Origin of the sequence: Rhodovulum sp. BSW8, assembly GCF_003314725.1 — a bacterium.
Classification (GTDB): domain Bacteria; phylum Pseudomonadota; class Alphaproteobacteria; order Rhodobacterales; family Rhodobacteraceae; genus Rhodovulum; species Rhodovulum visakhapatnamense.
In genome coordinates this window covers 165,528-186,175 of record NZ_QNVX01000012.1, presented here as the reverse complement: position 1 = coordinate 186,175, position 20,648 = coordinate 165,528, and the positions used below count along the sequence as shown (strand labels likewise).

The window sequence follows — 20,648 nt, the reverse complement described above, 5'->3', positions numbered from 1 at the left end:
GCGACAGAGCGCCATGGTCCCGCTAGACAAACTCGAACAGATCTCGCGCCGGTTCGGCTATCTCGAAGCCCGGCTGGCCGAAGGTGCATCCGGCGATTTCGCCCAGGTCGGCCGCGAATATGCCGAGCTGAAGCCCGTGGTCGCCGAGATCGAGGCCTATCGCGGGCTGCTGTCGGATATCGACACCGCCGAGGCGATGCTGAAGGACCCCGAGATGCGTGCGCTGGCCGAGGAAGAACTGCCCGACCTGCGCGCCCGCCTGCCTGAACTGGAACAGGCGCTGAGGATCGCGCTTCTGCCCAAGGACGCGGCCGATGCCCGCCCCGCCATCGTCGAGATCCGGCCCGGCACGGGGGGCGAGGAGGCCGCGCTTTTCGCGGGCGACCTGCTGCGGATGTACCAGCGCTATGCCGAGACGAAGGGCTGGCGCTTCGAGATCCTCGAGGAAAGCCAGACCGAACTGGGCGGGATCAAGGAAGTGACCGCCACCGTGCAGGGCGAGGGCGTGTTCGCGCGCCTCAAATACGAATCCGGCGTGCACCGGGTCCAGCGGGTTCCCGCGACCGAATCTGGTGGCCGCATCCATACCTCGGCTGCGACGGTCGCCGTGCTGCCCGAGGCGCAGGAGGTCGATATCGACATTCCGGCGGGTGACATCCGGATCGACACGATGCGCGCCTCGGGCGCGGGCGGGCAGCACGTCAACACCACCGACTCGGCCGTACGGATCACCCACCTGCCGACCGGGCTGGTGGTCACCTCGTCGGAGAAATCGCAGCACCAGAACCGCGCCATCGCCATGGCGGTGCTGCGCGCGCGGCTGTTCGACCTGGAGCGTCAGAAAGCCGCAGACGAACGCGCCGCGGCCCGCAAGGCCCAGGTCGGCTCGGGCGACCGGTCGGAACGGATCCGCACCTACAACTTTCCGCAGGGCCGGATGACCGATCACCGGATCAACCTCACGCTCTACCGGCTGGACCAGATCCTGGCGGGCGATCTTGACGAAGTGATCGACGCGCTGATCGCCGACGACCAGGCCACGATGCTGGCCGAGATGGAGGGATGACCGCGCCCACCGGGTCGGTCCTGCTGGCGGGCGCCGTGGCGCGGCTGCGCGCGGCCGGTATCCCCGATCCGCAGCGCGACGCCCGGCGCCTTCTGGCCCATGCGCTGGAAATCGCGCCCGGGCGGCTGACCCTGGTTCTGCCCGAGCCCGTGTCGCCGGCGGCGGAGGCCCGTCTTGCCGCCGCGCTCGACCGCCGCGCCACCCGCGAGCCGGTGTCGCATATCGTCGGGCTGCGCGGCTTCTGGGGGCGCGATTTCCGCGTCAGCCGCGATGTGCTGGACCCCCGGCCGGAAACCGAGACGCTGATCGAGGCCGCCCTTTCCGCCCCGTTTTCCAATGTGTTGGACCTTGGCACCGGGTCGGGCTGCATCCTTCTGACACTGCTGCTGGACCGGCCCGGCACAGCCGGGACCGGCACCGACATCTCGGCCCCGGCGCTGGCCGTGGCGCGCGAGAACGCGGACCGGCTGGGATGCGACGGCGCGCGCTTCGTGCTGTCGGATTGGGACGCGGCGGTCGAGGGGCGGTTCGATCTTGTCGTCTCGAATCCGCCCTATATCGCCGAGGCCGAGATGCCGGGCCTTGCCCCCGATCTGGCCTTCGAGCCGCGCGGCGCCCTGACCGATGGCGGCGACGGGCTGTCGGCCTACCGCGCCATCGCCCGCGCAGCCCCCGCCCGTCTGACCCCGGGCGGACGGCTTCTGGTCGAGATCGGCCCGACCCAGGCCCGCGCGGTTTCCGCGATCTTTGCCGGGGCCGGCCTTGAAACCGTCGCGATCCGGCCCGATCTCGATGATAGAGACCGGGTTGTCGAGGTACGCGTCGCGGCGCCGGGGACGTAACGTCAAAACGTTGCGTGCCGCGCGTGGCCCTCGCCAAATGGCCGCAATTGGTGTATTTACCTCTTGCCAGCGTCTGTGGCCCGTGTTTACTGCACGCAGCGTTGGCCGGGTGCCGGGTAGGCGCCCCTCGCGCAAGACAAGCCAAAAAAGGGTCGACAGGGGCTCGTTTTGGACCCGCGCATTTCGACGCGCGGCCCTGTCCCAAGACACCACCACTAGGCTGGAAACAAGAACACGCATGAGACCGTCCAAGTCACGTTCGCGCTCCAAGTCGAACCGGTCGCGCTCGATCGGCAATATCGTCAATCGGGTCTTCGACAGTTCGGGTCCCGAGGGGAAGGTGCGCGGCACGCCGCAGCAGATCATCGACAAGTATAACCAGCTGGCGCGGGACGCCCATCTGGGGAACGACCGGGTCGCTGCCGAGAACTTTCAGCAGCATGCCGAGCATTACGCGCGGCTGCTTGGCGAGGCCCAGCGCGAGCAGGACGCCCGCCGGGAACAGCAGGATGCCCAGCAACCGCGTCCGCGCGAGCGCGACGACATGCAGGAAACCTCTCAGGGCAACGACGAGCCCGAGGAGTTCGCGCCCGCGCCGAAGGTGGCGTCGGACAGCGGCACCGACGTGATCGACATCGTCGGGGATGACGACGGTCAGGAAAGCACCCTGGTCGAAACCCCAGAGGAAAAGCCCGCCCCGAAGCCGCGCCGCCCGCGCAAACCCCGCGCAGTCAAGCCGCGGGGTGACGAAGCCGGAGGCGCCGCAGAGCGCGGCGAGTCGGCTCAAGGCGACTCGGGTCAGGGCGACTCGGGTCAGGGCGACTCGGGTCAGGGCGACGACCAGCCCGACGCCCCCAAATCCGGCACCGGAAAACGGCGCGGCGGCACGGCTGCGAATGACGGCCAACCCTCCGCCAACCCGCAGCGCGAGGCCCCCGCGGCCGAGTGATCGGCGCAAGCTTCGGCTGATCTTGCGAATGACCGGCGGCGCCATGCGCCGCCGTTTTCATGTCCGGTACTTCCTCGGCGGTCCGGTGGCCGCGTCAGCCGCGCGCGCCGGCCACGGCCCGCGCCAGGGCACAGAACGCCTCCAGCGGCAGTTGCTCGGCGCGGTCGGTGGGCGCGATCCCGACGGAGTGCAACAGATCCTCGATCCCGGGCGCAAGCCCCTTGAGACTGGCCCTCAGCATCTTCCGGCGTTGCCCGAAGGCCGCCGCCACCACCCGTTCCAGCACCGCCGGATCCGCCTCGAAGCGGGGCGCGGGCAGGGCGGTCAGATGCACCACGGCCGAGGCCACCTTGGGCGGCGGCGTGAAGGCCTCGGGCGGCAGCTTCAGGGCGATCCGCACATCCGTGCGCCATTGCGCCAGGATCGCGAGCCGCCCATAGGCCTTGCTGCCCGGCTCGGCCACGATCCGCTCGGCCACCTCCTTCTGGAACATCAGCGTCAGGCTCGACCAGACCGGCGGCCAGGTGGCGGGCGTCAGCCAGCGCACCAGAAGCTCGGTGCCGACATTATAGGGCAGGTTCGCCACGATCTTCACCGGCGGCGTCAGATGCGCCAGCGGATCGAGCGCCAGCGCGTCGCCATTCACCACCTCGAGCCGCCCCGGATAGGCCGCCGCGACCTCGGCCAGCGCGGCCAGACAGCGGGTGTCCTTCTCGACCGCCAGCACGCGCCGCGCTCCTTCCGCCAACAGCCCCCGGGTCAGCCCGCCGGGGCCGGGACCCACCTCCAGCACGTCGGCCCCGGCAAGATCGCCCGCCACCCGCGCGATCTTCGCCGTCAGGTTCAGATCCAGCAGAAAGTTCTGTCCCAGCGCCTTTTTCGCCGACAGCCCATGCGCTGCGATCACCCCGCGCAGCGGCGGCAACCCGTCGATCGTGCTCATGCCAGCGCCCTTTCTTCTTCTTGGCGAAAATACCCGCCGGGGGTCCGGGGGTGGCACACCCCCGGCGCGGGCCACATGGCCTAGCGCCGTCCCGCCGCGCGCGCCAGCGCCATCTCGCGCGCCAGTTTCAGCGCGGCGATCAGGCTCGACGGATCGGCCTGACCGCTGCCCGCGATGTCGAAGGCGGTGCCGTGATCGGGCGAGGTGCGGATGAAGGGCAGGCCCAGCGTCACGTTCACGCCGCCCGCGAAATCCAGCGTCTTGATCGGGATCAGCGCCTGATCGTGATACATCGCCACCGCCACGTCATAGCGCGCCCGCGCCTGCGGGTGAAACATCGTGTCGGCCGAAAGCGGCCCCGCAATCCGCATCCCCTCGGCCCGAAGCCGGTCCAGCACCGGGCCGATCAGCGCGAGTTCCTCGCCGCCCATCGCCCCGCCCTCGCCGGCATGGGGGTTGAGCCCGGCCACCGCCAGACGCGGGCTGTCGATCCCGAAATCCCGGATCAGCGCGGCCTCGGTGATCCTGAGGCTATTCTCCAGCAGTTCGGCGGTCAGCGCCTGCGGCACCTCGGCCAGCGGAATATGGATCGTCACCGGCACCACCTTCAGGGCGGGGGCCGCCAGCATCATCACCACCCGATCGACCCCGGCCAGATGGGCCAGAAACTCGGTATGGCCGGGATGCGGAAAACCTGCCCCGTCCTGCAAAGCCTTCTTGTGGATCGGCGCGGTACACAGCGCCGCGGCCTTCCCCTCCTGCACCAGCGCGACGCCGCGGGCGATGGCCTCGATCACGCCCGCAGCATTGGCGGGGTCCGGACGGCCGGGAACGGCCGGGGCCGGGAAGGGCAGGCGCAGCACCGGCAGCGCGGTCGCGGCCACATGCATCGCCTCGGCGGGCGCGTGGATCTCTGCATGGGGGGTGCCCTCGGGCAGATGCCGGGGATCGCCGATCCAGAAGAAGGGCAGGCGCGCGCCAAGGCTCTGCCAGGCGCGGGCCGCGATCTCGGGGCCGATCCCGGCCGGCTCGCCGCAGCTCAGCGCGATGGGCAGGCCGGTCATGGCTCGCGGATGATGGCGTCGGCCTTCAGCTCGGCAAGATAGCTGTCGGCATAGCCGGCCAGCCGCTGGCCGAACAGCTGCCGCCGCACCGCCTCGCGGTCGATCGCGCCGTCCTCGCCCAGATCGGGCGTGCGGCCGCAAAGCATCAGCACCACCGCGGCCCGGGCATTGCCCAGCGCATAGGACACCTCGTTATCGTCGAGCTTGGCCAGTTCCTGCGCCACGTCCGGGGGCAGATCGGCCACCTGGCGGGTTTCGCGCACCAGCCGCTCGGGCGGCAGGCCGCGCGCCACGCCGTACAGATCGTCGCAGGTATCGGCCCGCATCCGCACCTTCATCGCCTGGGCCAGCGTGCCGCCGGGGATGATGAACTTGGCATAATCGACAGCGGCGGTCTTCGGCCCCTCGGCCCGGTCCTCGCGGATCGAGCGCAGCTGGAACAGAACGATGGCATTGTCCATCTCGATCGGTTCCGACACCTTGCCCGGCCCCAGCGCCAGCACCTGACCGGCGACCGAGGGCGGCAGCTTCGAGAGCGGCATCCAGCCCATGCGCCCGCCCTGATCGCGCGAGCGCGACACCGAATACTTGCGCGCCGCGGCGGCGAAGGCATCGGCGCTGTCGATGGATCCGGTCAGCTGGCGCGCCAGCGCCAGTGCATCGCGCCGGTAATCGGGCGTGTCGGCCCGCAGCACGATTTCCGACAGCAGCACCTGGGTTCCGGCTGTCGCCGCCGGGCCGCCCCCGGCGGCCGATTGCACCGCGCGGTCGATCTCGGCATCGGTGACCTGGGTCCGCGGCCCGTATTTCGCGCGCACGACCTCGCGCCAGGCCAGCCCGGACTTGACGAAATCGCGGAAGCTCTCCTCGGACACGCCGGCCTGGCCGATCAACACCACGAACTGGTCGACATCGAGATCCCCGCGCGCGGCGAATTCTTCCATGCCTTCCTTCAGCTGTTCGTCGCTGACCGTGATCCCCAGCCGTTCGGCCTCGTCCAGTCGCAGCCGGTCGTCGATCAGGCCATCCAGCGCGACCTTCTCGATATCGGGCGGATTGCCGAGCAGCCGCAGGAACTGGATCCGCTGATCCATCTCGTAATTGGTGATCGCCTTGTCGTTGACGAACAGCCGCGGGGCGAAGGGGCCTCCCTGCTGCGCCATGCTGCCATCGGCACCGCTCAGCACCAGAATTGCCACGGCCGCAGCCGCAAGGCCAACGCGTCCGATCATGCCTGTCCTCCGTTCTTCGTCTGCCTCATCAGCGCATGCACCGCCGTGCGCCGCCGCTCTTTCCCCGCGATCCGAACCCGGCCAGAGAGACCGTCAGATCGAAATCGGTGGACGGGTTCACATTAGTGGACGAGGTGAAGCGGCGCGAGAGGGAAAGATCCACGCTCACGCACTCATTGCTGTATTCGAGCCCCAGCCCGGCCTTGGCGGCCTCGTCGGCGACGAAATCGTAGCGCCAGTTGGCCTTGCCGGTCCAGTTGCGGTGAAAGTCGTAGGCGGCGTCGACCAGCCATTCCGACCGGTCGTCAAGTCGCTCTTCCGACGGGTTGGCCTCGACCCAGAGCAGGCTCGACCCGATGTCGATCCCGTCCTTTTCCCAGTCGATCCTGAGATCGTTCTTGGTGAAGTCGAACGAGTCGTCGAAAACGGCGCGGTTGGTCAGGCTGACCGCGGTGCCGAAATCGAGCTTGACCGCGGTCAGCCAGTCCGACACGTCGCCCTCGAGCCCCGAGCCGCTGGCGAACTGGTCGTCATCCTCGAAGCGCCAGATCCGCCCGACGGTCAGGCCAAGCGCCCATCCGCTGGGGGCATAGCGGGTCCAGCCCAGACCGAAATTGGCGCGCAGCCCGGTTTCGCGGGCGTCATCGCCGGAAAAGCGCGACATCGAGAAGAGGTTGCCCTCGTCGAATTCGACCAGCACGCCGTCCTCGTTCGGGATGTCGCTGTCGTCGTCGCGGCTCCAGGCCAGCTGGACCACGGGTTCGAGGATCTGCGAGCTGCCATCGGCCGCGCTTTTGACCATCGGCCAGCGCAGCTCGACCGCCGCGCCGGGGGTCAGCCGGTTCTGGCTGCCGCCATAGGTGTCGTCGTCCCCGATCTCGTAATGGTCGAGCGTGACCGCGCCCAGCGTGGCCAGAACCATCCCGTTCCGAAGCGTCCAGTCGCGGCGCCAGTCGGCCCCGATGGTCACGCGGCCCAGATCCATGCCGTCGCCATAGGCATCGAAATCCGGCCCGTCGGTCTCTTCGGTCGACCGTCGGTGCAGCATGTCCGCCGAAAATTCGAGCCGGGCCAGGCCGCCCAGCATTGCGGGTTCGAACCGGCGCACATACTCGGCCTCGCCCACGAGGGAGGGCATCGTGGAATTGTCTTCCGAGTCGCGGAGCGTCTTGAGATGGCCGATCTCGGCCCGGATCAGCTCGTCGCGGCGGGCGCGGCTGATCTCGACCGAGCTTTCCAGCCGGTCCTGTTCGGAATAGCCGTAATCCAGCAGATAGGCGCGGTCCGAGACGGTCTCGATGTCGAAGTCGAGCTTGAAGTCCCGGGGCAGATCGAAACGGCCTTCGGCAAAGAGGTAATGCCGGGTCTCGCCCTCGAGGATGTCATCGCGCGAGATGGCGCCGTTCAGCTCGATCTCGCCCCGGGTGAAGGCGCGGCGGTAGCGCAGTTCCAGGGTGCGCGTCTGGCTGCCCGAGAGATAGGGGGTCAGCGTCAGGTCCTGCGAGGGGCCGAGTTCGATGAAATAGGGGATCTTGATGCCGGTACCGAGCTGGTCGGTGATCCGGGTCGAGGGGGTCAGGAAGCCGGTCGCGCGCTTGCGCGAGGGGTCGGGCACGCGCAGATGCGGCAGATAGAAGACCGGTACGCCCGCGACCTCGAGCCGGGCATGGTCGAAATAGATCTGGCCTTCCTGTTCGTCATGGATGATGCGGCTGGCCCGGATCTGCCAGAGCGGCACCTCGCCGTTCACGCAGACCTTGCAGGTCGAGGCGACGGTTTCGCCCAGCCGGTTGTAGCGCCCCGCCACCCGCTGGATGTCGGCCGCCGCGATCTGCAGCTGCTGGTCCAGCACCATCCGGGCCGAGCGCAGGATGCCTTCGGTCATGTCGGCCGAAAGCTCTGCGCTGTCGGCCAGAAAGACGGTGTCGGGCCCCGAGGTCAGGGTGATCGGCCCCTCGATGGCCAGGGTCTCGCCGTCGCGGTCATAGACGATCCGCGCGGCCTCGAGCCGGGTCTTGCCATAGAAGACCTCGACATTGCCCTCGGCCACCAGCTCGCGCAGATCGCCGACCGAGATCCGGTCGGCGACCAGGGTCGCGGCCGGGCGCGCGGTCTCTTCGGCGAAAAGCCGGCCGGGCAGCGTGGCTGCGCCCGTCGTCAGGGCGGTGGTCAGGGCGAAGGCAAGAAGGGCCCGCATCAGCCGTCCTCCAGATGCAGCAGCAGTCCGAGCGACAGCAAGATCCCCGCCAGCGGCGGGCTCCAGGCCGCGAGCGCCACGGGAATCTGGCCGTTCTCTCCCAATACCTGCGCGAAGTTGCGCAGGAAGAACAGCCCCAGTCCAAGCCCCAGCGCCAGCATCGCCATCATGCCGGTGCGGCCGAAGCGGACATGGCGCATGGTGAAGGCCGCGCCCAGCAGGACCATGGCCGCCATCACCAGCGGCATGGCCAGTTCCATCTGGAACCAGACCCGCTGGGGCAGGGCGGAAAAGCCCGCCCGGTCGAGCCCCGCGATGAAGGCGGGCAGATCCCAGATCGCGACGGCGGCGGGGCGGGCAAAGCTGTCGCGGATGTTCTCGAGCGTCAGGTCGGAGGGCAGCACCAGCTGCGGCGAGACCGCCGCCCGGGCTTCGGGATTGTCGATCTCGGGGCCGAAGCCCCAGCGCTTGGCGTCGCGGATGTCCCAGCCCTGGGGCCGCAGCCGGGCCTCGGCGGCCTCGATCCGCCAGACCGGGGCGCCCTTGGCATCGAGCGACAGGAAGGTCACGTCGTAGAACCGGGTGGCCTGGGCATCGGCGCGCGCGGCGCGGATCACGGTCTGGCCCGAAAGCGAGCCCTGCCGGAGCCAGAGCCCTTCCGAGCTGACCGACAGCACGCTGGCCTCGCGCCCCTTGTAGCGCGAAGAGACCGAGTCATACTGGCGCGAGGTGGCGGCGATGATCGGGTTGAAGATCGCGACCGCGATGACGCCATAGACAAGCGCCACCACGACCGGCGCGGTCAGGCTGCGCAGCGCCGAGCGCCCCGAGGCACGCGCGACGACCAGTTCCGAGCTGCGTGCCAGCGCCAGAAACAGCGCGACCGTTGCCATCACTGCGATCAGCGGCAGGATCGTGTAAAGATCGCCCGGCACCTTCAGAAGGGACAGATGCAGCGCGCCGCCGATGCCCAGGGTTCCGGTGTCGAAGTCGCGCAGCTCCTCGACCATGTCGATCAGCACCATGATGGCGCCGAAGATACCCAGTATGGCCAGCAGATAGAGCGTGAACTTGCGGGCGATGTAGAAATGCAGGGTCATGCGGCGCGCTCCCGGGCCGGACGGGGACGGCGGCGGCGCATCGCCGACAGCCAGATCAGCCCCAGCCCCAGCGCGATCCCGATCAGCGGCGGGGCGTAGGTCACGGGCCAGAGCGCCGCATCGCTTTGCGCCACGCCCGCAGCCGAGTTGCTGAGGAAGTTGACCGCGATCAGCAGGGCGATGGCCAGCCCGATCTGGCGGCCGAGCCCGAAGCGCGAGAAACCGCCAGCCATGAGCGCCCCATAGCCGATCAGCGCACCGGCCACGGCCAGCAAGGCCTGGGCGGTGCGGGCGTGGCCCTCATAGAGAAAGAGCGCCCGCGGCTTGCCCGCGGCTTCGATCAGTTCGGGGCTGGGAAACAGCAGGTCGCGGGTCGACATCTCGTCCAGCGACGGGCGGCGGATCCGGGCGCTGCCGATCAGGCCCGAGATGTCATAGGCGAAATCGTCGAAGGTGGCGGTCGAGAGCCGCCGGTCTTCCTCGCGCAGCCACTGGGCCATGCCGTCGACCATGACCAGCTTGGGGCCATCCTCGCTTTGCACCAGAAACGCGCGGTTCGCTGTATAGGTGACCCGGGTCGCAGGATCGGTCGCGTCCGACAGATAGATCTGTTTCAGTTCGCCCGACCGGGCGATTTCGCGGATGAAGACGGTAATGCCGCTGGCCGGGTGCAGGAACTGCCCCGCCGACAGGAACCGCGCGGTGAAATCGCGCGAGATCTCGGCCTGGCGCAGGTCGAGCTGGGCGCGGCTGGCGGGGACCAGGAAATGGGTCAGGATGCAGATCGGGACCGCCACCAGCAAGCCGAACAGCGCGACCGGCCGCGCCAGACGCCAGGGGCTGCAGCCAAGCGCCTGCATCACCACCATCTCGCTTTCGTTGGTCAGCCGGTTGACCACATAGACGGTGGCCGCGAAGGCCGCGATCGGCAGCACCAGCCGGATCACGTTCGGCAGGGTGAGGGCCGCGAATTCCAGAAACACCAGGGCCGACTGCCCGTCCCCGATGATCTCGTTGAACAGCGACACGCCCCGGTTGACCCAGTAGACCGAGACCAGCACGAGCGCGAAAAAGCCGAACAGGACCGTCAGCTGCGCCAGTAAGTATCGGTCGAATCTGGGCACAAATATCCCCGGCAGGTCCATGATCGGGCGGCAGACTAGTCCAATCGTCTTGGGGGGAAAACTGCTATCTGGTCAAGCGGGGGGTGCCGGATTAGGTAGGGGCCGACAGGTATACCAGATCAGGAGCCGCAGATGAGCACCCCCGTCGCCATTGCCTTTGCCGAAACCGATCTCGAGGCGGTCGCGGGTGCCGCGGGCCGGATCGCGGTCCTTGTCGATGCCGAGGGCAAGCTCGATCCCGGCGCGCGGCGGGTCAACCGCCTGACCAAGGGCGCGCTGGCGCGGTTCACCGACAGCGAGGCCTTCGCCGGGATGAAACCGGCCGAGATCGTGACGCTGGCCTGGCCCGCCGGGCTTGCCGCCGAGGCGGTCGATGTGGTGCGGCTGGACCGCAAGGCCAGCCAGGCCGATGCCCGGCGGGCGGGGGCCGAGCTGGCCAAGCGGCAGGGCAAGGCCGACGTGCTGTTGCTGGCGGGCAGCCATCCGCGCGCGGCCGACATCGCCTTCGGCTTTGCGCTGCGCGCCTACAGCTTCGATGCGCACCGCACCGCCGAGCCGGTGGTGCCGGGAGCGGTCAAGGTGATGGTCGCCAAGCCCGAAGAGACCGCGGCCGCAGCCGGGCCGATGGCGGCGCTGGCCGAGGGCGTCTTCTTTACCCGCGATCTGGTGAACGAGCCCGCCAACGTGCTGACCACCGACGATTTCGCGGGGCGGCTGGCCGCGATGCAGGAGCTTGGGCTCGATGTCGAGATCATCGAGGAGGACGAACTGAAGGCCCTGGGCCTGCGGGCGCTGCTGGCGGTGGGGCAGGGGTCCGAGAGCCCCTCGAAGGTCGTCGTGATGCGCTGGAATGGCGGCGCGGCCGATCAGGCGCCGCTGGCGCTCGTCGGCAAGGGCGTGGTCTTCGACACCGGCGGCATCTCGATCAAGCCCGCCCAGGGCATGGAAGAGATGACCATGGACATGGGCGGTGCGGCGGTGGTCGCGGGCGTGATGCGCACACTCGCGCTGCGCAAGGCGAAGGCCAATGTCGTCGGCGTGGTCGGGCTGGTCGAGAACATGCCCGACGGCCGCGCCCAGCGTCCGGGCGACATCGTGCGCTCGATGAAGGGCGACACGATCGAGGTCATCAACACCGATGCCGAGGGCCGGCTCGTGCTGGCCGATGTGCTCTGGTACACGCAGGACCGGTTCAAGCCCGCGGGCGTGATCGATCTTGCCACCCTCACCGGGGCCATCATCGTCGCGCTCGGCACTGCCAATGCGGGCGTCTATTCCAACGATGACGGGTTCTGCGCCGATTTCCTGAAGGCGGCCGCCGCCGAGGGCGAGGGCGCCTGGAGGATGCCGCTGGGCGAATCCTACGACAAGCTGATCAAGTCGCGTCTGGCCGACATCAAGAACTCGGCCGGCCGGCCCGCGGGCTCGATCACCGCGGCGCAGTTCCTGCAGCGCTTCGTTGCCGCGGGCACGCCCTGGATCCATCTCGACATCGCCGGCGTCGCCATGGTCCAGGAGGAAACCGCGCTGGCGCCCAAGGGGGCGACGGGGTGGGGCGTTTTGGCGCTCGACCGGCTGGTGGCCGACCGTTTCGAGAACTGAGGGACCGGTGCTAGGATCGGGTCGCAGAGAGGGAGGGACAGCCCGATGATCATTCCTGCGACCCGCTACCGCGACCCCGAGGCGGCGCTGCTGTTTCTGGTGGGCGTTCTGGGCCTGGAAGAGCAGGCCGTCTATCGCGACGACGAGGGCAACCTGATCCATGCCGAGCTTCGGCTGGGGGACGGGCTGATGATGTTCGGCCCCGCCGGACGGGGCGGTCTCGATCCGCATCTGGCCGACCCGGGCGAGATCGGCGGGCGCGAGACGACGACGATCTATGCGGTGGTGCCCGATGCGACCGATCTGCACGGGCGCGCGGTCGAGGCGGGCGCCCGGATCGTCATGCCGCTGGCCGAGCAGAGCCATGGCGGCACCAGCTTTTCGGTCGCCGACCCCGAGGGACATATCTGGACCTTCGGCACCTACAACCCCCTCGCGCGGCGCTGACCGGGGCCCATGGGACAGGCGCTGTTCTATCATCTGACCCGGGGTCCGCTGGAGGACACCCTGCCGGTGCTTCTGGACAAGGCGCTGAAGCACGGGATGCGGGTGGCGGTGCGCGGCACCGACCGCGACCGGCTGGCCTGGCTCGACGACCGGCTGTGGCTGGGCGACGGCTTCCTGCCGCACGGGATGGCCGGGACCGGGTTCGATGCCGACCAGCCGGTGCTGCTGACCGCCGAGGCGGCCCTGCCGAACGGCGCGCGTTGTCTGATGGCCATCGACGGCGCCGAGGTCACCCCCGACGAGACCCGGGCGCTGGACCGGGTCTGCATCCTGTTCGACGGCACCGATCCGGCGGCGGTCGAGCGGGCGCGGGGCCAGTGGCGCCTGATCTCGGGGGCGGGGCTGGCGGCGCAATACTGGTCCGAGGACTCGGGGCGCTGGCAGAAGAAGGCCGAAAGCGGCGGCTGAGCCGTCCGGCTTGACGGGGCTGCCTGCCCCCGCCAGTCTGGCCCGGCGCGGCCGGGCTTGGGAGGGCGCCGTGACGTCTGGGATTTCCGGGGATGGGGTGCCGATCCTTCTTGGCCTGATCGGCCGGGGCATCGCGCGCTCGCGCAGCCCCGCCATGCATATGGCCGAGGCGCGGGCGCAGGGGCTGACGCTGCTTTATCGCGTGCTCGACATGGACGCGCCGCCGCGGCGGGGGCTCGATCTGGCCGGGATGCTTGCCGCGGCCGAGGCGGCGGGCTTCGACGGGCTGAACGTGACCCATCCGTTCAAGACCGAGGTGACCGGCCTTCTCGACGAGGTATCGAAAGACGCGCGTGCAGTCGGGGCCGTCAATACCGTACTTCTGCGCGACGGGCGGCGGATCGGCCATAACACCGACCTTTGGGGCTTTGCCGAAAGCCTGAGGCGCGGTCTGGCGGACGCGCCGCGCGGGCATGTCCTGCTGATCGGCGCGGGCGGTGCCGGGGGCGCGGTCGGCTACGCTCTGGCGCGCTCGGGCGTGGCGCGGCTGTCGATCCATGACAGCCAGCCGGATCGGGCAGAGGCTCTGGCGGACCGGCTGTCCGACCCGGGCGGCGGGTGTGCTGTCCGGGCCATCGCCGATCCGGCGGCGCTGATCCGGGACGACCGGCCAGACGGGATCGTCAACGCAACGCCGATGGGCATGGCCGGGCATCCGGGGATGGCGGTCGCGCCCGATCTGCTGTGCCCCGAGATCTGGGTGGCCGATATCGTTTATGTGCCGCTCGAAACCCCGCTTCTGGCGGCCGCGCGCCGGGCCGGATGCCGGGTGCTGCCGGGGGCGGGCATGGCGCTGTTCCAGGCGGTGCGGGCCTTCGAGCTGTTCACCGGCCGCCCCGCCGACCCGGCGCGGATGCGGGCGGCGTTCGAGCGCTTCGATGCGGGGAGAGCCCGGAGTTAGCCGCGCGGGCGCAGCACCATCTGGGTCTGGATCACATTCGCGGCAAGGGTCCCATCGCCCCGGGTGATGGTCGTCTGCCAGACCATGGTGCTGCGCCCGCGATGGAGCGGCACGGTCTCGCAGCGCGCGGTGTCGCCCAGGGCCACGGTGCGAAAGAAGTTCGTCTTGCTCTCGATGGTCGAGGTGCCTTCGCCCGACTCGAGATCGAGGTTCAGGAAGGTCGCGGTGCCGCCCAGGTTGTCGGCAACCGCCATGATCGCGCCACCATGCAGCGTGCCGTTGCGGTTGGTCAGATCCTCGGTCACCAGAAGCTCGGCCAGGACCCGGTCGGGCGCGGCCGAGACCACGGTCAGCCCCAAAAGCCGGGCGAAGGGCGGCTGATTCGCCGCGATCTCTGCGATCCGGTCGCTGTCGGGTCCGGGGCCTTGGGTCGGGTCTGTCATCGGGGGCGCCTCCTCGCTGTTTGCGCCCAACCTAGCGGGCCGCGACGGCGGGGGCGAGCGGTTCAGCGCGTCAGGATCATCCGGTCGCGGACGACTTCGATCCGCTCGAACCGGTTGAGATAGGCCATGCCCAGAAGCGATTCGCGCATTTCGCCGGAATTGACGAAGGCGCGCAGGTTACGGTCGGTGACCTGCCCCAGCTCGACCACATCGAGCCGGACCGGCGCGGTGCGGACCGCGCCATTGGCGGTATGGGCCTCGCCGAAGAATTGCAGGCTTTGCGGATCGATCCCCACCTTTTCTGCATCGTCGCGGGTCAGCACGACATCGGTCGCGCCGGTATCGACGACAAAGCGGATCGGGACATCATTGATCCGCAGGGTCATGTAGTAATGGCCATCGGGCGCGCGGGGCACCTCGATCCGGTTTTCGTCGGCAAAGACGGTCTGGCGCGGGGCCACGTCGTTGCGGATGTCGGACCAAAGCCCGAATCCCGCGATCACGCCGATGAAGATCAGCCCCCAGATCGCTGCCTGCTGGGCGACCTGACCCAGCCGCCGACGGTGCGACAGCAGGAAATAGCCCGCGATGACCGTGGCCAGCAGGACAAGATAGATCAGCCGTCCGAAATCGTCGCCGGTCATGACGCTCCTTTCCCGAGGATAGGACCGATATAGGCGGCGGGGGGCGAAACGCGAAGGGGCTCAGGTCGGGGCAAGGCCGAAATCCCTGAGCCCGTCGAGGATGAACTGCACCGAAAGTGCGGCCAGCAGCATTCCCAGCAGCCGCGAGACGACGACGATGCCGGTATGGCCCAGCGCCCGTTCCAGAAGACTTGCCGCCAGGAACAGCGCGATACAGATCCCGATCACCGCAATCATCGACAGATGGATCAGCAGCATGTCCAGCGGCGCGCGGTCGATCTGTCCGTTCAGAAGGATCATCGTCGCCATCGCGCCCGGCCCGGCCATCAGCGGGGTTGCCAGCGGAAAGACCGACGGGTCGGGCAGCTCTTCATGGGCGCGGTCCTCGCGCTTCTTGCTGCGCCGCTCGAACAGCATCTCGAGCGCGGTCAGGAACAGCAGGATGCCGCCCGCGATGCGGAAGGCGGGCATCGAGATCCCGGCAAAGGCCAGCACCTTTTCCCCGAAGATCCCGAACAGCGTCAGCAGCCCGACCGCGATGGCGGCGGCGCGCAGGCCGATGGCCCGGCGCTGGCGGGTGCCCATGCCCTGGGTCAGCGCCACGAAGACCGGCGCCAGCCCGATCGGATCGACGATCACGAAGAGGGTGATGAAGGCGCTGACGTGAAAGCCCAGATCCATCGCTCAGGCCTCGGCCGAGTCGAGCTTTTCAAGCGCGGCCATCCACAGCGCCTCGGCCCGCTCCATCGCCTCTTCGGCCTCGGCGAATTTCTTCTGCCAGAGGATCCGTTCGTCGGCGCGGGCGGGGTCGTAAAGCTCGGGATCGGCCAGCTTTTCCTGCAAGCGGCTGCGCATCTCGTCCAGCTTCTCGACCCGTTGTTCGCATTTGCGGACCTCGGCGCGCAGCGCCAGGATCTCGTCGCGCGAGGCGCGTCTGGGCGCTTCGGGCCGCGCGGGCCGGTCGGTGCCCGCGACCTTTTCGGGCAGGTCGGTGCCCAGCAGCATCCGGCGATAGGCGTCGAGGTCGTCCTCGTAGGGCGTGACCCGGCCGCCCTGCACCAGCCAGAGCCGGTCGGCCACCATCGACAGCAGGTGCATGTCGTGGCTGACGAGGATCACCGCGCCCGAATAGTCGTTCAGCGCCTCGGACAGCGCCTCGCGACTTTCGATGTCGAGGTGGTTGGTGGGCTCGTCGAGGATCAGCAGATGCGGCGCGTCGAGCGTCGCCAACAGCAGCGACAGCCGCGCCTTCTGCCCGCCCGAGAGCCGGCCGACCTCGGTTTCCGCCTGATCGGCGCCCAGACCGAATCCGGCCAGGCGCGCGCGCAGCTTCGCGGGCGCCTCGTCGGGGCGTTCGCGGCGCAGGTGCTCGAGCGGCGTCTCATCCAGATGCAGCTCGTCCACCTGATGCTGGGCGAAATAGCCGATTCTCAGCCGGTTGGCCGTGGTCATCCGGCCCGAGAGCTTGTCGAGCTTGCCCGCCAGCAGCTTGGAAAATGTCGACTTGCCCTCGCCGTTCCGGCCCAGAAGCGCGATCCGGTCGTCCTGGTCGATTCTCAGCGACAGGCGTTGCAGGACGGGCGTGCCGTCATAGCCGACCGCGGCCCCTTCCAGCGCCACGATGGGCGGCGACAGCTCGTCGGGCTGGGGGAAGGTGAAGACCACGCGCGCCAGATCCTCGGGCGCGGCGATGGGGGTCATCCGCTCGAGCATCTTGATGCGGGCCTGGGCCTGCTTGGCCTTCGAGGCCTTGTAGCGGAAGCGGTCGACGAAGCTTTGCAGATGCGCGCGCCGCAGGTCCTGTTTCTTGGCCTCGGCGGCCTGCACTGCGCGCTGTTCGGCACGCGCCCGGGCGAAGGCGTCGTAGCCGCCCGCGTACAGCGTGAGCTTGCGGTTTTCGAGATGCAGGATATGGCCGACCGCACGGTTCAGAAGCCCGCGGTCGTGCGAGATCAGGATTACCGTATGGGGGTAGCGCGCCAGATAGCTTTCAAGCCAGAGCGCGCCTTCGAGGTCCAGATAGTTGGTCGGCTCGTCCAGCAGCAGCAGGTCGGGGCGCGCGAACAGCACACCCGCCAGCGCGACCCGCATCCGCCAGCCGCCCGAAAAGTCCGAACAGGGCATGTGTTGCTGGGCTTCGGTGAACCCGAGCCCCCTCAGGATCGACGAGGCCCGCGCCTCGGCCGACCAGGCGTCGATATCGGCCAGACGGGTCTGGATTTCGGCGATGCGGTGGGGGTCGGTCGCGGTCTCGGCCTCGGCCATGAGGCTCGCGCGTTCGGTATCGGCGGCCAGCACCGTGTCCAGCAACGAGGTCTCGGACGAGGGCACCTCTTGCGCGACGCCGCCGATCCGGGCGTGGCGCGGGAAGGCGATCGCACCCGAATCGAGCGTCAGCTCGCCACGGATCAGCCGGAAGAGCGTGGTCTTCCCGGCCCCGTTCCGGCCGATCAGGCCGACCTTGTGGCCATCGGGAATGACGGTAGAGGCGCCCTCGAACAAAGGGCGCCCCTCGATGGAATAGCGAAGATCGTCGATGCGCAGCATGGCCCGGCTTTAACAGGGCGCGGGCCCCGGGGAAAGCCGGGTCAGGGAAGGCCGGGTCGGGGACAACCGGGTCAGGCGCCCCGCTCGGCGGCGACATCCTCGTTCCAGATCGTGCGGTCGATTCCCTTCGGGTCGATCTCGGGATGCTTCGACAGCCGGAAATAGGGCTCGGCCCGGGTCTTGCGCTGTTCGAAATAGTCCTTGGTCAGCCGGATCACCGTGCCCGACAGCAGAATCAGCGCAACGAGGTTGATGGTGGCCATGGTCGCCATCGAGGCATCGGCAAAGTTGAAGACCTTTGTGACCGGCTGCACCGCGCCCCAGATCACCATGCCGACCTGGGCGGCCTTCAGGATCGCCAGCGGCACGCCCCGGCCAAGCCCCAGAAACTCCATCACATTCTCGGAATAGGCGTAGTTGCCGATGATCGAGGTGAAGGCGAAGAAAAGGATCGCAACCGCGATGAAGGGCGGGCCGAAGGCGCCGATATGGGCCGACAGCGCGTTCTGGGTCAGCTCGGTCCCGGTGATTCCGTCGGGGCCGTAATCGACGACGCCCGACAGCAGGATCATCAGGGCAGTGGCGGTACAGATCAGCAGCGTGTCGATGAAGACGCCAAGCCCCTGCACCATGCCCTGGCTCGAGGGGTGATGCGGGTCGGGCACGGCGACGGCCGCGATATGCGGGGCCGAGCCCATGCCGGCCTCGTTCGAGAACAGCCCGCGCTTGACGCCGTTCAGCGCAGCCGCCGCAAAGCCCCCGGCGAATCCGCCCACGGCCTGGTCGATGCCGAAGGCGCTTTTGACGATCAGCGCCAGAAGGCCCGGGATCTCGGCCGCATGCACGACCAGCACATAGGCCGCGACCAGCAGGTAGATCCCGGCCATGATCGGCACGACCCGTTCGGCGACGCTGGCAATCGAGCGGATGCCGCCGAAGATCACCACGCCCGTCAGCGCGCCGATGGCGATGCCGGTCGCGAGTTTCGGGATGCCGAAAGCGCCGTCGGCGGCGTCGGCGATGGAATTCGACTGGACCGCGTTGAAGATCAGCCCGAAGGAACAGAGGAAGAAGAAGCAGAACACATAGCCCAGCCATTTGGCATTGAGCCCGTGCCAGATGTAATAGGCCGGGCCGCCACGATACTGGCGGTCGGCGTTGCGCACCTTGTAAAGCTGGGCAAGCGTCGATTCGGCATAGGCCGTGGCCATGCCGACCAGCGCCACCATCCACATCCAGAAGACCGCGCCCGGCCCGCCCAGATAGATCGCGACCGCGACGCCCGCGAGATTGCCGGTGCCGACCCGGCTGGCGAGGCTGACGGTCAGGGCCTGCAGCGGGGTGATGCCGCTGCGGTCCGACTCGCTCGAGCTGACGACGACGCGGATGAATTCGGGGAAGTGGCGGAACTGGAGCCCGCCGAGGCGGATGGTCAGGTAAAGCCCGGCTCCGATCAGCCCCCAGATCAGGACATAGCCCCAGAGTACGGTATTCAGGAAATCTACAATCACGGTCATGAAAAGCCCTTTTCACAGAGGCGCGCGAACACGCACCCCAACGTGAGCGGGCGGGGCCGGTTCCCGCGCGGCTCGCCCGCGACTGCGGCGAAAGCCTGTTTTCAAGGGCCGGGGCGCGTGCTAGCAGGGCCGCGATTTTTCCCCGCCGTCCCCGGGCGGCGCCCAAGAGGACGCAAGACATGGCGATTCAACGCACCTTCTCGATCATCAAGCCCGACGCGACCCGCCGCAACCTGACCGGCGCGATCAACGCCAAGCTCGAAGCCGCGGGCCTGCGCATCGTGGCGCAGAAGCGCATTCACCTGACCAAGGCCCAGGCCGGCGTCTTCTACGCGGTGCACAAGGAGCGGCCCTTCTACGACGAACTCTGCGAGTTCATGGCCTCCGAGCCGATCGTCGTGCAGGTGCTGGAAGGCGAGGACGCGATTGCCAAGAATCGCGAAGTGATGGGCGCGACCAACCCGGCCGAAGCCGCCGAGGGCACCATCCGCAAGGAATTCGCCCTGTCGATCGGCGAGAACTCGGTCCACGGGTCGGACGGTGCGGACACCGCCAAGGAAGAGATCGCCTATTTCTTCTCGGGTCTCGAACTGGTCGGCTGAGTCGCCGGTCGAGTCGCAGACCGTACTCGCCGCGGTGCCACATTGGCGCGCGGCGGAAAAAGGAAGGGGTCGGTTCCGCTGGAACCGGCCCCTTCTTTCTGTCGGGTCAGATGCTGGCCCAGTCCTTGAACACCGCGCCCTTGGTGGGTTCGGGAAGCGGCCGGGCCGAGTCGCCCTTCGGCGACACCGGACGCGGGTGGGAAGAGGTGGGGTTGGCCATCGTCGGGCTCCTTTCGCGGCATGGGCTGGGCGCCGGGACACGCGCGCGTCCGGCGGGTCTCACCAGATCGCAGAAACCGGGCGGCGTCCGGGCAAGAGTCGGGCAAAACGCGGCCATCCTGCTGCGGCGCGGCACAGGCCCGCGCGGACGCCCGGCGGGCGAGCGGACAGCCCGGGTCGGACCGCTGGGCAGGGGGGGCAGGAGCGACGGGCAAAAAGGGGGGCAGAGGGGGGGGGCACCGGGGGGTTCCGGGCAACAAAAAACGCCCGCGCGGGGGATCGCGCGGGCGCATCTGCGCCGAACGGGGGCCGAATTACTTCTCGGCCACCGCGTAATGAGCGCGTTTGGACAGGAGCGGCCAGCCCATGCGCGACGACAGCGGGGTCGGATCCGCAGTCTTCAGCTCGACATGGCCTTCGCCCATGCCGCCCAGCAGCGGCCAGTTCATCTGACGCGACAGCGGGGTCGGGTTGTTGGTCATCAGTTCGGTTTTCGAGGTGTTGTCCTCGGACAGGCATTTGAAGCCAAGCGCGTCCGAGAAGGGCGTGGTGGTGCTTTCGCCGTCGGTCTCGACGTCGGTGAGCAGGCGTTGCTTGCTGGAAAGCTTCGGCATCCAGTCGTCCCAGAAATATTTCATGGATCCTCCAGGTTGTTGCGTCCGCGATCGTCGATGACAGGAG

20 protein-coding genes are annotated in these 20,648 nt (G+C 68.7%); 8 read left to right on the top strand and 12 right to left on the bottom strand.

Going from position 1 to position 20,648, the window contains the following annotated elements; translation table 11 throughout:
• Positions 1-13: 13 nt before the first annotated feature.
• The 3 genes from prfA to DSD19_RS09165 all read left to right on the top strand — a co-directional run bounded on the left by prfA (position 14) and on the right by DSD19_RS09165 (position 2,857).
• Complete coding sequence (gene prfA / locus DSD19_RS09175) at positions 14-1,066, top strand: peptide chain release factor 1 (protein ID WP_075785361.1); 1,053 nt, start codon at positions 14-16, stop codon at positions 1,064-1,066.
• Entirely contained in the window at positions 1,063-1,908 is an 846-nt protein-coding gene (prmC, locus tag DSD19_RS09170) for a peptide chain release factor N(5)-glutamine methyltransferase (protein WP_113669349.1), read from the top strand. Before prfA ends, prmC begins: the two co-directional genes overlap by 4 nt.
• Positions 1,909-2,146: 238 nt before the next feature.
• Positions 2,147-2,857: a DUF4167 domain-containing protein gene (locus DSD19_RS09165; protein ID WP_113669348.1), complete on the top strand. Its 711-nt coding sequence runs from the start codon at positions 2,147-2,149 to the stop codon at positions 2,855-2,857.
• A 94-nt stretch (positions 2,858-2,951) separates the two neighbouring features.
• Here the strand turns inward: DSD19_RS09165 and rsmA are convergent, their stop codons facing one another.
• The 6 genes from rsmA to lptF form a co-directional block, all read right to left on the bottom strand.
• Positions 2,952-3,800, bottom strand: a complete 849-nt coding sequence (gene rsmA, locus DSD19_RS09160) for a 16S rRNA (adenine(1518)-N(6)/adenine(1519)-N(6))-dimethyltransferase RsmA (RefSeq protein WP_113669347.1) — start codon at positions 3,798-3,800, stop codon at positions 2,952-2,954.
• Between the two features lie 80 nt (positions 3,801-3,880).
• Positions 3,881-4,864, bottom strand: coding sequence for a 4-hydroxythreonine-4-phosphate dehydrogenase PdxA (gene pdxA, locus DSD19_RS09155; RefSeq protein ID WP_113669346.1), 984 nt, complete (start codon positions 4,862-4,864; stop codon positions 3,881-3,883).
• On the bottom strand, positions 4,861-6,096 hold the full coding sequence (locus DSD19_RS09150) for a SurA N-terminal domain-containing protein (protein ID WP_113669345.1): 1,236 nt from the start codon (positions 6,094-6,096) through the stop codon (positions 4,861-4,863). The genes pdxA and DSD19_RS09150 overlap by 4 nt, the downstream gene beginning before the upstream one ends.
• Before the next feature lie 28 nt (positions 6,097-6,124).
• The gene (locus DSD19_RS09145; RefSeq protein ID WP_113669344.1) at positions 6,125-8,293 is read right to left on the bottom strand and encodes an LPS-assembly protein LptD; all 2,169 of its coding nucleotides are present in this window, start codon (positions 8,291-8,293) and stop codon (positions 6,125-6,127) included.
• Complete coding sequence (gene lptG, locus DSD19_RS09140) at positions 8,293-9,393, bottom strand: LPS export ABC transporter permease LptG (RefSeq protein WP_113669343.1); 1,101 nt, start codon at positions 9,391-9,393, stop codon at positions 8,293-8,295. The genes DSD19_RS09145 and lptG overlap by 1 nt, the downstream gene beginning before the upstream one ends.
• Positions 9,390-10,517 carry an LPS export ABC transporter permease LptF gene (gene lptF, locus DSD19_RS09135; RefSeq protein ID WP_075787526.1) on the bottom strand — a complete coding sequence of 376 codons (1,128 nt, stop codon included), beginning with the start codon at positions 10,515-10,517 and terminating at the stop codon, positions 9,390-9,392. Before lptF ends, lptG begins: the two co-directional genes overlap by 4 nt.
• A gap of 132 nt (positions 10,518-10,649) precedes the next feature.
• Between lptF and DSD19_RS09130 the strand changes: the two genes are divergently transcribed.
• The 4 genes from DSD19_RS09130 (at position 10,650) to DSD19_RS09115 (ending at position 13,995) form a co-directional block, all read left to right on the top strand.
• Positions 10,650-12,119, top strand: coding sequence for a leucyl aminopeptidase (locus DSD19_RS09130; RefSeq protein WP_113669342.1), 1,470 nt, complete (start codon positions 10,650-10,652; stop codon positions 12,117-12,119).
• A 45-nt stretch (positions 12,120-12,164) separates the two neighbouring features.
• Positions 12,165-12,566, top strand: coding sequence for a VOC family protein (locus tag DSD19_RS09125; RefSeq protein WP_075785369.1), 402 nt, complete (start codon positions 12,165-12,167; stop codon positions 12,564-12,566).
• A 9-nt stretch (positions 12,567-12,575) separates the two neighbouring features.
• Positions 12,576-13,034, top strand: coding sequence for a DNA polymerase III subunit chi (locus DSD19_RS09120; RefSeq protein ID WP_113669341.1), 459 nt, complete (start codon positions 12,576-12,578; stop codon positions 13,032-13,034).
• A 70-nt stretch (positions 13,035-13,104) separates the two neighbouring features.
• Entirely contained in the window at positions 13,105-13,995 is an 891-nt protein-coding gene (locus DSD19_RS09115; protein ID WP_207802440.1) for a shikimate dehydrogenase, read from the top strand.
• On the opposite strand, the gene DSD19_RS09110 is transcribed toward DSD19_RS09115, so the two are convergent.
• From DSD19_RS09110 to DSD19_RS09090, 5 genes are all read right to left on the bottom strand, one after another.
• On the bottom strand, positions 13,992-14,438 hold the full coding sequence (locus DSD19_RS09110) for a PaaI family thioesterase (RefSeq protein ID WP_113669340.1): 447 nt from the start codon (positions 14,436-14,438) through the stop codon (positions 13,992-13,994). The two genes, DSD19_RS09115 and DSD19_RS09110, sit on opposite strands and share 4 nt — an antisense overlap.
• 62 nt (positions 14,439-14,500) lie before the next feature.
• The gene (locus tag DSD19_RS09105) at positions 14,501-15,082 is read right to left on the bottom strand and encodes a TIGR02281 family clan AA aspartic protease (protein ID WP_113669339.1); all 582 of its coding nucleotides are present in this window, start codon (positions 15,080-15,082) and stop codon (positions 14,501-14,503) included.
• Positions 15,083-15,142: 60 nt separating this feature from the next.
• Positions 15,143-15,763: a MarC family protein gene (locus DSD19_RS09100; protein ID WP_113669338.1), complete on the bottom strand. Its 621-nt coding sequence runs from the start codon at positions 15,761-15,763 to the stop codon at positions 15,143-15,145.
• A 3-nt stretch (positions 15,764-15,766) separates the two neighbouring features.
• The gene (locus tag DSD19_RS09095) at positions 15,767-17,629 is read right to left on the bottom strand and encodes an ABC-F family ATP-binding cassette domain-containing protein (RefSeq protein WP_113669337.1); all 1,863 of its coding nucleotides are present in this window, start codon (positions 17,627-17,629) and stop codon (positions 15,767-15,769) included.
• Positions 17,630-17,700: 71 nt separating this feature from the next.
• Positions 17,701-19,146, bottom strand: a complete 1,446-nt coding sequence (locus tag DSD19_RS09090) for a sodium:alanine symporter family protein (protein WP_113669336.1) — start codon at positions 19,144-19,146, stop codon at positions 17,701-17,703.
• Between the two features lie 179 nt (positions 19,147-19,325).
• Here DSD19_RS09090 and ndk point away from each other — a divergent pair, with 179 nt between their 5' ends.
• The gene (gene ndk, locus DSD19_RS09085) at positions 19,326-19,748 is read left to right on the top strand and encodes a nucleoside-diphosphate kinase (RefSeq protein WP_075785376.1); all 423 of its coding nucleotides are present in this window, start codon (positions 19,326-19,328) and stop codon (positions 19,746-19,748) included.
• Positions 19,749-20,281: 533 nt separating this feature from the next.
• On the opposite strand, the gene DSD19_RS09080 is transcribed toward ndk, so the two are convergent.
• The gene (locus DSD19_RS09080) at positions 20,282-20,605 is read right to left on the bottom strand and encodes a hypothetical protein (protein WP_075785377.1); all 324 of its coding nucleotides are present in this window, start codon (positions 20,603-20,605) and stop codon (positions 20,282-20,284) included.
• Positions 20,606-20,648 lie beyond the last annotated feature (43 nt).